The following is a 12,664-nucleotide window of genomic DNA, read 5'->3' on the forward strand; positions in this document are numbered from 1 at the left end:
ATACATTCAGCCAGTCTGAATAGTAGAAACCTCGGTTTTTTATGCCGGGGTTTTTTTATGCTCTAAAAATGAATGATAAGAAACGGTTAAGATATGGGATTCCATAGGAGTTGGAGAATATTTTCCGGATGATAAAGACCTGCTTCTTTCAGGCTGTCGGCCGACAGCTTAAATGATTCTGGATATTGGCGGCGCCAGCGGTGATAAATATTCACAATATCGATCATTTTTGATTTTCTGAGTTGAGAATATTTCAGAGCCCAATAGCCAATCAGATTGCGCAATATAAAGCAGTCAGCGATCAGTTGATAATAGGTTTCTTCCTCTGACATCTTTGCATGATAGGGGAAGCTATCGTGGTAAAGGCGATAAAATAGATAGTTGGTTACCACATGAGGGAATTCGTTAAATACCGGAGTGACAGTTTGTATCCAAGCATTTTCAAGTGCAGCAATTTTCTGAGCACCACTCTCTGTCGACTGCTGGAGAATATCATGGTGCACCTCATTCCAGAAGGTCGCCATGTTGGGCAAAGTTTCAACGTTGGCTAATTCTGTTACCTGAGACCCAATTTGAGCAAATAACTGCCAGCGGGCCACATTATTGCGGGGGATCATACTCATGCGGGATTTAATATAATCATGAGCCAATAACTCGGCCCGCAGATTCAATTCTTTGATGGTCTGCTGTTTCTGTTTTTTATTGGTGTAATCATCTCGGCTTATCGGCAATACTAATTCGCCGATTGCCATTAATCGTTCTGAAAGCGACAGTTCTGGACGCAGTGCAATAGCAATACACTTGGAGTTAACCTTGTGATAGATATCGTTGAGGGGTGATTGGCTCCGGGATGAAATTAATTTTTTTGATTCCAACCAGATGGAGGTTTGGCTCATTAGAATTTGGCCACAAGCTTCAGGGCACTCAATCGCCAAACTTTTGCGTAGCTCGTTTTGCCAACGAATATTGACATAAGGGTAATCTAAGCAGAATTTAGGACGAGTGTGGAGATCGTCTCTGCGGCCAATAAGACAGTAAGTACAGGAGCGACCTTTATCAAAAAACGGGCAGTAGTTGTCCTTGGTCAGATGAATGGTGCCCCAGTTTTCCAGATCGGTTTTTGCCAGTTGGATGCTTTGTTGAGCCACGGTGCGGATATTTTCATCAGAGCTTTTCAGATAAGCCTGCGTGCTAATTTTATCCAGAGGGATCTCTTTACCAATACAGCAGGTACATAAGCATCCACCGCCATTACATTGAAATCGACGTACATATTCAGGTTCATAAATATTGATGATATTCATCTAAGCCGATCCAATATGTATTTATTCCATCAATGGATATAATACGGTTTTATTCCCAACCGGTAAATAAGTAAAGGCAATATAAAGAATAGAGAATTGTGTTGGTTTGAAAAAATATTTCATAGCAATTGTAATTTATTGGTTAAAATATATTAATTCAAATTATTTTGAATATTAATTAATATTTTTCATAAGAGAACCATCAGCGGTTTAGTACTTCCTTGATGTGCTCTCCTATGATTTTTTTAATTGAATTATAAATCAGTTATATTCAAATCCAATGGTGTCTTACTGGGTTGGCCTCCAATCTCACGAGTCAACTTAGGAACTAAATAGCCCGATGTTGTTTCCAACATTTTTCTCATGATATGGCGAGCTTCATTGTCATCTACCATAAAATGAGCTGCGCCCTGTACCTTGTCTAGAACATGGAGATAATAAGGTAATATTCCTGCATTAAATAATGCATTGCTTAGGTTAGTTAATGTGTTGTAATTGTCGTTAATTCCTTTTAATAATACACTTTGATTTAGTAAGGTTATTCCAATATTTTTTAATTTCTGCATGCTGTTTTTTACATCAGCATCAATCTCATTTTCATGATTAATATGGGTCACTAAAACGATCTGCAAGCGCGAACGGGCCAAGCGTTGACATAGCTCATCCGTTATTCTGTCGGGGATAACTACAGGTAAACGAGAATGAATACGTAAGCGTTGTAGATGAGGGATCTTTTCTACCTCTGTTATTAGCCAGTCCAGCTCATGATCTTTTGCCATCAACGGATCGCCGCCGGAAAAGATAAGTTCGTCCAGCTCCGTATGTTGGCTGAGATAATTTAGCGCGTTTTTCCACCCCTCTTTATTGCCAGGATTATCATGATAGGGAAAATGGCGGCGGAAGCAGTACCGACAGTTAACGGCACATCCTCCCTTAACCAGCAGTAAGGCCCGGTTATGATATTTATGCAATAGACCAGGGACGGCTGAAGTTTGCTCTTCTAAAGGATCGGTACTGTAACCTGGCGCTTCAAAAAACTCATCTTGTAGCGTAATGACTTGTCGCAACAAAGGGTCATTGGCATCACCTTTTTTCATTTTTGCTGCAAATGCCCGAGGGACACGTACGGCAAACAGACGACGAGCCGCTAAGCCAGCACGTAGTTCAGGGTGATTCTCAAGAGATAAAAAGCGTAATAATTCTTCAGGATCGGTAATAACATCCGATAACTGTTGCAACCATCCTTCTCTAGTTGCGGTGTTATAGGTTACAATGTGCGCCATTTTTAGCTGAGCTACCTAATTAATCAAGAAAGAGGACCATCATGGCGACTTATTCTAGCAACGATTTCCGTCCGGGTCTTAAAATCATGCTAGACGGCGAACCTTGTGCCGTTATTGAAAGTGAATTTGTGAAACCAGGTAAAGGCCAAGCCTTTGCTCGCGTTCGTCTGCGTAAACTGATTTCTGGTAAGTTATTAGAGAAAACCTTCAAATCTACCGATAGTGCTGAAGGTGCTGACGTTATGGATATGAACCTGACTTATCTATATAACGACGGTGATTTTTGGCACTTCATGAACAATGAAAGTTTTGATCAATTAGCTGCTGATGCAAAATCCGTTGGCGATAGTGCTAAATGGTTGGTTGAGCAGGCTGAGTGTATTCTGACCCTGTGGAATGGTGCGCCAATCGCTGTAACCCCACCTAACTTTGTTGAGTTGGAAATTATTGAGACCGATCCTGGTCTGAAAGGTGATACTGCGGGTTCCGGTGGTAAACCAGCAACCTTATCTACCGGTGCGGTAGTAAAAGTTCCACTATTTGTTCAGGTAGGCGAAGTGATTAAAGTAGACACTCGCTCTGGCGAATACGTATCTCGCGTTAAGTAATTTTCTTAATCGCCAGCATAAGGCCGTTTACGGCCTTATCTGTTTTGTCTTGCCTAAGTTTTTATCGTTGTAGTTTCAGCGCTCAGTGGTTGTAACACCGTTCGTGGTTTCGGAGAAGATATTCGCCATGTTGGTAGTGTAATTGAACGAGGGGCCAGTTGAAGCTAATTTTTCAGGTTATTCTGTTATCAGGGTATAGCCGCCATGTCATCATTGATTATCACGGTTTGCATGTTGACGCTAAGCAACGTGTTCATGACTTTTGCCTGGTATGGGCATTTGAAATATTTTCACAGTAAAACCTGGGTGATTGCTGCATTAGTCAGTTGGGGTATTGCCCTGTTTGAATATCTATTGCAGGTACCGGCTAACCGCATCGGCTATGAAGTAGCTAGCGCAGGCCAGCTAAAGATTATTCAGGAAGTGATTAGTCTGACGGTGTTTATTCCTTTTTCCATGTACATTCTTAAAGAACCTTTTCGCACCGACTATATTTGGGCTGGCTTGTGCTTGCTGGGGGCGGTGTTTTTTATGTTCAGAAATAAAATCATGGTATAGTCGAGAAGCTGTGTTGTTGTATTTTTTGGCTTTCTAGAAATAAAATTGGCAGCACCTGTTTATTGGCTGGTTGGGACGACCTAACCACGCGTCATCATTTTAGGGGACGACCCCAAAGTATCAGGGGAGTACCTATTATGGCCTGGATTATTCTGTTTATTGCCGGTTTGTTGGAAGTGGTATGGGCAATTGGTTTGAAATATAGTCAAGGATTTACTCGTTTAACCCCCAGTATTATTACCGCCGTGGCAATGGCCGCCAGCGTTTTTCTGTTGGCAAATGCCATGAAAACACTCCCCGTGGGAACGGCGTATGCTGTCTGGACTGGCATTGGTGCCGTTGGAGCTGCAATTACGGGGATCGTCTTGCTGGGGGAGTCGGCCAGCATGATGAGAATAATCAGTTTGTGTCTGATTATCGTCGGTATCATTGGCCTGAAGTTTAGCTCGTAATCGATATTAGCTCACTGGGTATTCGATACGCATGGGGCAAGTTTACGATATCGGTCTGCCGACGGGGTGTATTTCGCTTCAACAATGGCAAAAACGGATTGTAGATGAGTCGCTTCAATAGATGGCAGTGGGAGAACCCCCCACTGCTTGATTATCTTATTTGTACTCTCCAACAAGAATTCGCTTCTAGCGTTATTGAACCGTACCTTTTTCCTCATCTTCCGTGTGATAAATTCAGCCACTCTTTTTTGGGTTCTGAACATCAATTATCCAACTATACTTCTGGTGATCCTGACTTGAGGTGGCACTTACCCATTCTGACTTAACCGTTTCAGCTGAAGTGGGCATTGGCTATAAATCGAAACGTTTCGATAAATATCACAATTTTTCCAAAATACTTTTGCTTTCCACGACGATTTTTCTAATACTCCTGACCATAACGAAACGTTTCGATGACGGTAAAACCGCCAAATCAGTTCAATAGAAGGTGGGATAAATGAAAAAAGGTAAGCTGCTTAACTCTATGCTCTCTTCCGTGATTTCGCAGTTAGGGCACACCGATACACTGACTATCGGCGATGCAGGTTTACCCATTCCTGCATCTGTTGAGCGCATTGATTTAGCACTGACGCTCGGCGTGCCTTCATTCTTACAGGTATTTGATACCGTGACGGATGAAATGCAGGTTGAAAAAGCGATTATTGCCAGTGAAATCAAAGAAAAGAACCAGCAGATTCATCAAGAGTTGCTGACCCGTCTTAAACAACTGGAACAGCGCCAAGGCAATGTTATTGCACTGGAGTATGTCACCCATGAACAGTTTAAGGCTTTATCCCATAGCAGCCGAGCCATAGTACGTACGGGTGAATGTTCTCCTTACGCCAATATTATTTTGTGCTCCGGCGTTGTGTTTTGAGGTACTCCTATGCAACCTCTGCTTAAACTTAACGGTATCGATAAATCCTTCCCTGGCGTGAAGGCGCTATCCGGTGCCAGTCTTAGCGTCTATCCCGGTAAAGTGATGGCATTGCTGGGAGAGAACGGTGCCGGTAAATCGACGCTGATGAAGGTACTGACCGGCATTTACACCAAAGATGCCGGAACTCTCGAATACCTTGGTAAAGAAATCGCATTCAGCGGGCCTAAAGCTTCTCAGGAGGCGGGGATCGGTATTATCCATCAGGAGCTAAACCTGATTCCACAACTGAGCATTGCTGAAAATATCTTTCTTGGCCGGGAATTTGTTAATGCCATTGGTCGTATTGACTGGAAGAAAACCTATGCGGAAGCCGATCGTCTACTGCGTCGCTTAAATGTGCACTACAGCAGTCGCCGTTTGGTCAGTGAGCTGTCTATTGGCGATCAGCAAATGGTAGAAATTGCCAAAGTGCTGAGTTTTGAATCCAAAGTCATCATCATGGATGAACCGACGGATGCGCTAACGGATACCGAAACCGCCTCGCTGTTTAACGTCATCAATGAGCTGCGTGCCCAAGGCTGCGGTATCGTCTATATATCTCATCGTCTGAAAGAGATCTTTGAAATTTGTGATGATGTGACGGTGCTGCGCGATGGCGCTTTCATTGGCGAACGTCCGGTAGCCGATTTAGATGAAGACAGACTGATTGAAATGATGGTAGGGCGTCGTCTTGAAGATCTCTACCCTCGACTGGATCAGCCTCGCGGTAATTTGCGCTTACAGGTAAAAAATCTTTCCGGTAAAGGCGTTCACAATGTTAGTTTCGACCTTTACCGTAGTGAGATTTTGGGTGTTTCCGGTCTGATGGGGGCCGGGCGTACTGAATTAATGAAAATGATTTACGGCGCGCTGCCCCATACCTTTGGCAGCGTGGTTCTTGAGGGACATGATATAAAAATTCATAGCCCGCAGGATGGTCTGAAAAATGGCATCGTCTATATTTCAGAAGACCGCAAAGGTGACGGTCTGGTACTGGGCATGTCGGTTAAAGAAAACATGTCGCTTACTGCATTACGCTATTTCAGCAAACAGTGGGGCTCACTAAAGCATGCTGAAGAGCAGCAGGCTGTCAGTGATTTCATTAAATTATTTAATATCAAAACGCCATCGATGATGCAGGCCATTGGCCTGTTGTCCGGTGGTAATCAACAAAAAATTGCTATTGCCCGCGGTCTGATGACGCGTCCAAACGTTCTGATTCTGGATGAGCCAACGCGCGGTGTGGATGTTGGTGCTAAGAAAGAGATCTATCAACTTATTAACCAGTTCAAACGTGAAGGATTAAGCATCATCTTAATCTCATCTGAAATGCCGGAAGTCATTGGCATGAGCGATCGTATTCTGGTTATGCATGAAGGCCGTATCAGCGGCGAATTCCCTATTGAACAGGCAACACAAGAAGTACTGATGGCGGCAGCGGTCGGCAAACAGTACGGTGTTACGCAGGAGTAAGACACAGTGAATACCTCAAAAACACCTTCAACCAGTCGCTTCAATAAGGAGTGGTTGCTTGAACAGAAATCGCTGATTGCTTTGATCGTTTTGATCATTGTGGTTTCATTTCTTAGCCCTAACTTCTTTACTATCGATAACTTGTTCAATATTTTGCAACAGACTTCGGTAAACGCCATTATTGCTGTGGGTATGACGCTGGTGATCTTAACCTCAGGGATTGACCTGTCGGTGGGGTCAATACTGGCGTTAACTGGCGCTGTTGCGGCATCGCTGGTTGGTCTTGAGCTAAACGTTTTTGTTGCTTTGGCGGGAGCCTTGGTGTTGGGTGCGGGTATTGGTACCATCACCGGTGTAATTGTCGCCAAAGGTAAAGTGCAGGCGTTTATTGCCACGCTAGTAATGATGTTAATGCTGCGCGGAGCAACGCTGGTCTTCTCGGAAGGTAGCCCGATAAATCTAGGCTTTACCGACTCGGCGGAAGCTTTCGAGTGGTTTGGGGTGGGGCGTCCGTTGGGTATCCCTGCACCAATCTGGATTATGGTTATCGTATTTGTTGGCGCATGGTACTTACTGAATCACACCCGTCTGGGGCGTTATATTTACGCATTGGGCGGTAATGAATCGGCAACACGTTTGTCCGGTATCAGCGTCGATCGGGTTAAAATTATAGTGTACGCGCTGTGCGGTATGTTAACCGCGCTGGCAGGCATTATTGAAGTTGGACGTTTATCCTCAGCTCAACCAACAGCAGGTATTGGCTATGAGTTAGATGCCATTGCGGCGGTCGTGTTGGGGGGAACCAGTCTGGCTGGAGGAAAAGGGCGGATCACCGGTACATTGATTGGTGCTCTGATTCTGGGATTCCTGAGCAATGCGCTCAACTTGTTAGGCGTATCTGCTTACTTCCAAATGATAGTGAAAGGCGCCGTCATTTTACTGGCGGTATTAGTAGAAAACAGAAGCAGTAAATAACCTTTTTATACAGGAATGATGAAGATGAATATGAAAAAGCTGGCTATGTTAGTTTCTGCTACCGCGTTAACCCTTTCTGTCAGTGCTGGAGCGATGGCGAAGGATAACATTGCGCTGGTAGTTTCCACACTTAATAACCCATTCTTCGTATCCATGAAGGATGGTGCTCAGAAAAAAGCCGACGAATTGGGTTACAACCTGATCGTTCTGGATTCGCAGAATAACCCGGCTAAAGAGTTAGGTAACGTGCAGGATCTGACCGTACGCGGCACCAAGCTGTTGCTGATCAACCCAACAGATTCTGATGCTGTGGGTAACGCAGTACTTATGGCTAACAAAGCCAAGATCCCTGTGGTTACTCTGGATCGCGCAGCGAACAAAGGTGAAGTTGCCAGCCATGTGGCGTCTGATAACGTAGCTGGTGGTAAAATGGCCGGTGAATTTATTGCCAAGAAACTGGGTAATGATGCCAAAGTGATTCAGTTAGAAGGGATTACCGGAACGTCTGCCGCTCGTGAGCGTGGTGAAGGCTTTAAGCAATCTATGACTGACCATCCATTCAAACTGTTAGCCAGTCAGCCGGCAGACTTCGACCGCACTAAGGGTCTGAATGTTATGCAAAACCTGCTGACAGCACATGCTGATGTTCAGGCCGTGTTTGCTCAAAACGACGAAATGGCGCTAGGTGCAATGCGTGCACTGCAAACCGCCGGTAAGAAAGATGTGCTGATTGTTGGCTTCGATGGTACTAACGACGGTATTAAAGCCGTGAAAAGTGGCCGTATGGGCGCGACCATTGCTCAACAGCCTGAACTGATCGGTAGTATGGGTGTTGAAGTTGCCGACAAGATCCTGAAAGGCGAGAAAGTTGAAGCAAGCAATCCGGTAGCATTAAAGCTGATCACCGAATAAGTCTGCAAACAGACAGAACGTTATCAGCATGTAGCACACGCGGTAAAATCGCATTTACCGCGTGATCTTTCCTAAGGGGGCGATGATGTCAGCGAATAAATTGGTGGTGCTGGGAAGTATTAATGCAGACCACATTCTTAATGTGAATGAATTCCCTCGCCCGGGTGAAACGATTACCGGCAAAGACTACCGAATTTCGTTTGGCGGTAAAGGCGCTAATCAGGCTGTGGCCGCAGGCCGTAGCGGTGCCAATATTACCTTTATTGCCTGTGTTGGTGATGATGATATCGGCAAGCAAGTGTGCCGGCAGTTAGAACTGGATAATATTGATATCCAACCTATTGAGAGCATCAGTGGTATGAATACCGGTGTTGCCATGATTTTTGTTAATGGCAAAGGCGAAAACGTCATTGCTATTGATGCAGGTGCCAACGCAGCGGTTACCCCTGATTATCTGAATAAATATCGTCAGCAGGTTATTGATGCTGACGTGCTGCTAATGCAGTTGGAAACACCGCTAGAAACCATTCTGGCAGCCGCCAAATTGGCGAAACAGAGCGACACACTCGTTGCCCTTAATCCGGCGCCAGCACGTGAACTATCGGACGAATTGCTGGCTAACATCGATATTATTACCCCTAATGAAACGGAAGCAGAGCAGTTAACGGGTATAACCATTGTTAACAGCGACGACGCCAACAAAGCCGCCGGATTATTGCATGCGAAAGGTATTCGCACGGTGATTATTACCTTGGGTAGCCGTGGTGCTTGGGTAAGTATTGATGGTATCGGTAGCTTGATTGAAGGCTATAAAGTTGAACCTGTTGATACGATTGCTGCGGGTGATACTTTTAACGGTGCTTTGATCACGGCGATGCTTGAAGGTCAGGAAATGTATCAGGCGGTTAAGTTTGGTCATGCGGCAGCAGCAATAGCGGTAACTCGTCGGGGAGCCCAGCCTTCTGTACCGTGGCGTAAAGAGATCGATGCTTTTTTAGCAACCAGACAGGAGTAGTGTTTTGGCAACGATGAAAGATGTAGCCCGCTTGGCGGGAGTCTCTACGTCAACGGTGTCTCACGTTATTAATAATAACCGTTTTGTGAGCCAACCCGTCAGGGATAAGATTCTTTCTGCTGTTGCTGAACTCAATTACTCTCCTTCGGCGGTGGCCCGTAGCCTGAAAGCGAAAGAGACTCGTACTATCGGCATGCTCCTGACCTCCAGCAATAACCCGTTTTATGCGGAGGTGGTCAGGGGAGTGGAAGAGAGCTGCTATGAGCGCGGCTACAGCCTAATTCTGTGTAACACCGAAGGTAATACTGAACGAATGGGAAGCAGTCTGGAAACCCTGTTACAGCGCCGGGTTGATGGCCTGATTTTGATGTGTAATGATCGTAACCCCATTTCTGAAGTACTCTTTCGTCATTATCCTCATTTGCCCGTAGTGATGATGGACTGGGCACCGTTTAACGGGGTCTGCGATACCATTCAGGATAACTCGTTTATCGGTGGCAAACTGGCGACTCAGTATCTTATCTCCCGAGGCTATCATCGAATAGCCTGCATTACCGGACCGCAGGATAACACTCAAGCTCGTCGCCGTTTACACGGTTACCAGCAGGCAATGGAAAGTGCCGGATTGATTGCGCCAGAGGCCTATCAAATTTTTAGCAATTTTGAGTTCTCAGGCGGTCTTGAGGCCATGCAGCGGTTACTAAAGTTACCGGAGCTACCGGAGGCTATTTTCACTTGCAATGATGCTATGGCTGTTGGTGTTTATCTGGCAATAAACCAGGCCGGGTTAAAGGTAGGGAAGGATATTGCGGTTATTGGCTACGATGATATTGAACTGGCAAAATTCATGTCGCCGCCGCTGACGACCATTCATCAGCCAACGGATGCGCTAGGGAAATTGGCGATAGACACGTTACTTCAACGTTTAGAAAAGCAAATCATCGAACCACGCACTCTTGAACTGACGCCTGAATTAGTGGAACGCGACTCTGTTGGCATGTGCTAAGCCAATCAATACCGTTTCGCATAAAAAACGGTATTGAACGAGTATAATCATTAGTCATTAATCTGATAGTTGAAAACCGGTAAACCGATCTTGAACCAGATGGCTAGCATTCTGAAGATAAAACCAAAAATCAGCGTAGCGATGATCGCAATATCCGCCATAATATTCAGATGAATCAGGCCGATATACAGCATGGCTGAAGCAAAAGAGACGCTGGCATACAGCTCTTTTTGAAATACCAATGGGATACGATTACAGAAGATATCTCGCAGCACTCCGCCAAACACCCCGGTAATTAATCCTGCAATTCCCGCTATCAGAATAGGCAGATTCATGCTCATCGCAACTTGCGCGCCGATGATAGAGAACACCACTAAACCTACGGCATCCAACACCAGAAAGAACTTCCTCAAATAGATCATGATGCGTGATGTAGCAACAGTCATCACCGATGCTGCAGTAACAATCAGCACATACTCAGGATGGGCTACCCAGCCTAAAGGATAGTGCCCTAAAATGATATCCCGCACGGTTCCACCACCAATGGCGGTGACGGCTGAGATGATAATAACGCCAAAAATATCCATTTTGTTTCTACCAGCAGCGAGCGCTCCTGTCATTGATTCTGCGGTGATACCGATGATGTATAGATAGAAAAGCATGATATTTCTTGTTTCTATTTTAATATGGATTGGTATGCTGATTATTTCAGTTTTTAATGGGCTTTTCAGCTGCTTTTTTGATTTTATTTTGGGGTAAAATGCCGGTTTTTTGTGTTATGAGTACAGGCGGTTTTCCGGTCGGGCACAAAGGTAATATGTGCAACATTGCTTTTACGGCCGGAATACCCACTGTTGCTGATTTAAAGAAACTATTCCCCCGGTATTCAAAAAGCGCCCCGTCGGGGCGCTTCTTTACTTCTTAACATCAGATGTCACCATCTGATGCAATCACCTCGTCAGGGCATGTTAGCCGTTAGCCTTGGTTTTTCAACAAAGCCAATCGTTGGGAGAGACGGGCGAGGGGGGCGACTTGGCGTCAGCCAACGACAAACAGGCAAAGCCTGTTTGAACAGCGCTAGCGCTGGCCCGCAGGGTGAAACACCGCAAGGTGTTTCATAACTGCCCGTAGCCCGGCTAGGCCTGACGCACTCCGAAGCTGATTACCACTCAAAACTCACGGCCCTCCCGGCCGTGCACAAAGGTAATATGTGCAACATTGCTTTTACGGCCGGAATACCCACTGCCGCTGATTTAAAGAAACCATTCCCCCTGTATGCAAAAAGCGCCCCAAAGGGGCGCTTCTTAACAACCAGTATCATGACAGTCAAAGGGCATACTGCTTACAGCATCACCACCCCAATCACCGCAATCACACTCAGCGCCGTCGCCAGACCGTAAAATACGAGCTTGCCCGCCGGCACGTGCCACTTCAGGTCATGGGTCATATGGTGCATACGGTGTAATCCACACCATATCGGCAGGATTATCATCAGCAGCAGGAATACCCGGCCAATAAATCCCTGACAGAACCCCAGAATACGCTCATAACTCAGCGCCTCCGGTGCCCAGCCCATCGGCAGAATGATGGCCACCAGTAAAATAATGACCGGCGCAATAATCGCTCCCCACATTCCGCCCGCACCAAACAGGCCCCAGAATACCGGCTCGTCAGAGCGCTTCGGATTTTGTTCAATCATGTCAGTCGACTCCTTAAATCAGTGCCACGGCCAGAATTATCAGGCTCGCCACAATCGTTACGCCCCAGAAGAACATCACAATCGGCTTCGCGCTCAGCTTCTCCTGTCCCACCACAATGTTCGCCGCCTTAGGGGCCAGGTCAAACCACGTCTTGGTATGCACCAGTGCCATAATCAGCGTAATGAGGTTAATCACCATCACCACCGGGTTACTTAAAAAGCCCACAAAGCCAGACCAGCTCTCCGAACTTCTTAGTGCAAACACACCGAAAATCAGCACCAGACTGAACCACACCGCAGGGATTGCCGTGCTCTCACGGAACATGTAAAACTTATAAAATCCGAGTCTCTTCCACCAGTCAGCGTTCACCTCGCGGACATAGGGCTTACGTTTGGTCATCATAATAGTATCCCTCTCCCT

At 45.8% G+C, this 12,664-nt stretch carries 16 protein-coding genes; 11 read left to right on the forward strand and 5 right to left on the reverse strand.

The window, feature by feature from the left end:
* Nucleotides 1-86: 86 nt before the first annotated feature.
* Nucleotides 87-1,304 (reverse strand): flagellin lysine-N-methylase, encoded by a 1,218-nt coding sequence (fliB, locus tag HYN51_RS01420; protein ID WP_108901215.1) that lies wholly within the window; start codon nt 1,302-1,304, stop codon nt 87-89.
* Between the two features lie 254 nt (nt 1,305-1,558).
* Entirely contained in the window at nt 1,559-2,587 is a 1,029-nt protein-coding gene (epmB, locus tag HYN51_RS01425; protein WP_108901216.1) for an EF-P beta-lysylation protein EpmB, read from the reverse strand.
* A 41-nt stretch (nt 2,588-2,628) separates the two neighbouring features.
* Here epmB and efp point away from each other — a divergent pair, with 41 nt between their 5' ends.
* The 10 genes from efp (at nt 2,629) to rbsR (ending at nt 10,544) form a co-directional block, all read left to right on the forward strand.
* Complete coding sequence (efp, locus tag HYN51_RS01430; protein WP_108901217.1) at nt 2,629-3,195, forward strand: elongation factor P; 567 nt, start codon at nt 2,629-2,631, stop codon at nt 3,193-3,195.
* 63 nt (nt 3,196-3,258) lie between these two features.
* A complete protein-coding gene (locus HYN51_RS01435) occupies nt 3,259-3,357 on the forward strand; it encodes an entericidin A/B family lipoprotein (RefSeq protein ID WP_108902114.1) in 99 nt (32 codons plus the stop codon).
* A gap of 42 nt (nt 3,358-3,399) precedes the next feature.
* Nucleotides 3,400-3,753 (forward strand): DMT family protein, encoded by a 354-nt coding sequence (locus HYN51_RS01440; RefSeq protein ID WP_108901218.1) that lies wholly within the window; start codon nt 3,400-3,402, stop codon nt 3,751-3,753.
* 137 nt (nt 3,754-3,890) lie between these two features.
* A complete protein-coding gene (sugE, locus tag HYN51_RS01445; RefSeq protein WP_108901219.1) occupies nt 3,891-4,205 on the forward strand; it encodes a quaternary ammonium compound efflux SMR transporter SugE in 315 nt (104 codons plus the stop codon).
* Between the two features lie 496 nt (nt 4,206-4,701).
* On the forward strand, nt 4,702-5,121 hold the full coding sequence (gene rbsD, locus HYN51_RS01455; protein ID WP_108901221.1) for a D-ribose pyranase: 420 nt from the start codon (nt 4,702-4,704) through the stop codon (nt 5,119-5,121).
* Between the two features lie 9 nt (nt 5,122-5,130).
* A complete protein-coding gene (gene rbsA, locus HYN51_RS01460) occupies nt 5,131-6,636 on the forward strand; it encodes a ribose ABC transporter ATP-binding protein RbsA (protein WP_108901222.1) in 1,506 nt (501 codons plus the stop codon).
* 6 nt (nt 6,637-6,642) lie between these two features.
* Nucleotides 6,643-7,611, forward strand: a complete 969-nt coding sequence (gene rbsC / locus HYN51_RS01465) for a ribose ABC transporter permease (RefSeq protein WP_108901223.1) — start codon at nt 6,643-6,645, stop codon at nt 7,609-7,611.
* A gap of 24 nt (nt 7,612-7,635) precedes the next feature.
* Entirely contained in the window at nt 7,636-8,523 is an 888-nt protein-coding gene (gene rbsB, locus HYN51_RS01470) for a ribose ABC transporter substrate-binding protein RbsB (protein WP_108901224.1), read from the forward strand.
* Nucleotides 8,524-8,608: 85 nt separating this feature from the next.
* Entirely contained in the window at nt 8,609-9,538 is a 930-nt protein-coding gene (gene rbsK / locus HYN51_RS01475) for a ribokinase (RefSeq protein ID WP_108901225.1), read from the forward strand.
* Between the two features lie 4 nt (nt 9,539-9,542).
* Nucleotides 9,543-10,544 carry a ribose operon transcriptional repressor RbsR gene (gene rbsR / locus HYN51_RS01480; RefSeq protein ID WP_230514002.1) on the forward strand — a complete coding sequence of 334 codons (1,002 nt, stop codon included), beginning with the start codon at nt 9,543-9,545 and terminating at the stop codon, nt 10,542-10,544.
* Nucleotides 10,545-10,594: 50 nt separating this feature from the next.
* Here rbsR and HYN51_RS01485 read toward each other — a convergent pair whose 3' ends face one another.
* Nucleotides 10,595-11,209 (reverse strand): trimeric intracellular cation channel family protein, encoded by a 615-nt coding sequence (locus tag HYN51_RS01485; RefSeq protein WP_108901227.1) that lies wholly within the window; start codon nt 11,207-11,209, stop codon nt 10,595-10,597.
* Between the two features lie 279 nt (nt 11,210-11,488).
* Here HYN51_RS01485 and HYN51_RS16225 point away from each other — a divergent pair, with 279 nt between their 5' ends.
* A complete protein-coding gene (locus tag HYN51_RS16225; protein ID WP_157952950.1) occupies nt 11,489-11,665 on the forward strand; it encodes a hypothetical protein in 177 nt (58 codons plus the stop codon).
* A gap of 221 nt (nt 11,666-11,886) precedes the next feature.
* Here HYN51_RS16225 and frdD read toward each other — a convergent pair whose 3' ends face one another.
* Both frdD and frdC read right to left on the reverse strand, forming a co-directional pair.
* Entirely contained in the window at nt 11,887-12,243 is a 357-nt protein-coding gene (gene frdD / locus HYN51_RS01490) for a fumarate reductase subunit FrdD (RefSeq protein ID WP_108901129.1), read from the reverse strand.
* Nucleotides 12,244-12,256: 13 nt separating this feature from the next.
* The gene (frdC, locus tag HYN51_RS01495; RefSeq protein WP_108901130.1) at nt 12,257-12,646 is read right to left on the reverse strand and encodes a fumarate reductase subunit FrdC; all 390 of its coding nucleotides are present in this window, start codon (nt 12,644-12,646) and stop codon (nt 12,257-12,259) included.
* Nucleotides 12,647-12,664 lie beyond the last annotated feature (18 nt).

The sequence above is a fragment of the Limnobaculum parvum genome, assembly GCF_003096015.2.
GTDB lineage: Bacteria > Pseudomonadota > Gammaproteobacteria > Enterobacterales > Enterobacteriaceae > Limnobaculum > Limnobaculum parvum.

Bases quoted from the DNA above. Each gene is read 5' to 3' on its own strand.
- fliB (WP_108901215.1), bottom strand. From the start codon at position 1,304: ATGAATATCATCAATATTTATGAACCTGAATATGTACGTCGATTTCAA.
- epmB (WP_108901216.1), bottom strand. From the start codon at position 2,587: ATGGCGCACATTGTAACCTATAACACCGCAACTAGAGAAGGATGGTTG.
- efp (WP_108901217.1), top strand. From the start codon at position 2,629: ATGGCGACTTATTCTAGCAACGATTTCCGTCCGGGTCTTAAAATCATG.
- HYN51_RS01440 (WP_108901218.1), top strand. From the start codon at position 3,400: ATGTCATCATTGATTATCACGGTTTGCATGTTGACGCTAAGCAACGTG.
- sugE (WP_108901219.1), top strand. From the start codon at position 3,891: ATGGCCTGGATTATTCTGTTTATTGCCGGTTTGTTGGAAGTGGTATGG.
- rbsD (WP_108901221.1), top strand. From the start codon at position 4,702: ATGAAAAAAGGTAAGCTGCTTAACTCTATGCTCTCTTCCGTGATTTCG.
- rbsA (WP_108901222.1), top strand. From the start codon at position 5,131: ATGCAACCTCTGCTTAAACTTAACGGTATCGATAAATCCTTCCCTGGC.
- rbsB (WP_108901224.1), top strand. From the start codon at position 7,636: ATGAATATGAAAAAGCTGGCTATGTTAGTTTCTGCTACCGCGTTAACC.
- rbsK (WP_108901225.1), top strand. From the start codon at position 8,609: ATGTCAGCGAATAAATTGGTGGTGCTGGGAAGTATTAATGCAGACCAC.
- HYN51_RS16225 (WP_157952950.1), top strand. From the start codon at position 11,489: ATGCAATCACCTCGTCAGGGCATGTTAGCCGTTAGCCTTGGTTTTTCA.
- frdD (WP_108901129.1), bottom strand. From the start codon at position 12,243: ATGATTGAACAAAATCCGAAGCGCTCTGACGAGCCGGTATTCTGGGGC.
- frdC (WP_108901130.1), bottom strand. From the start codon at position 12,646: ATGATGACCAAACGTAAGCCCTATGTCCGCGAGGTGAACGCTGACTGG.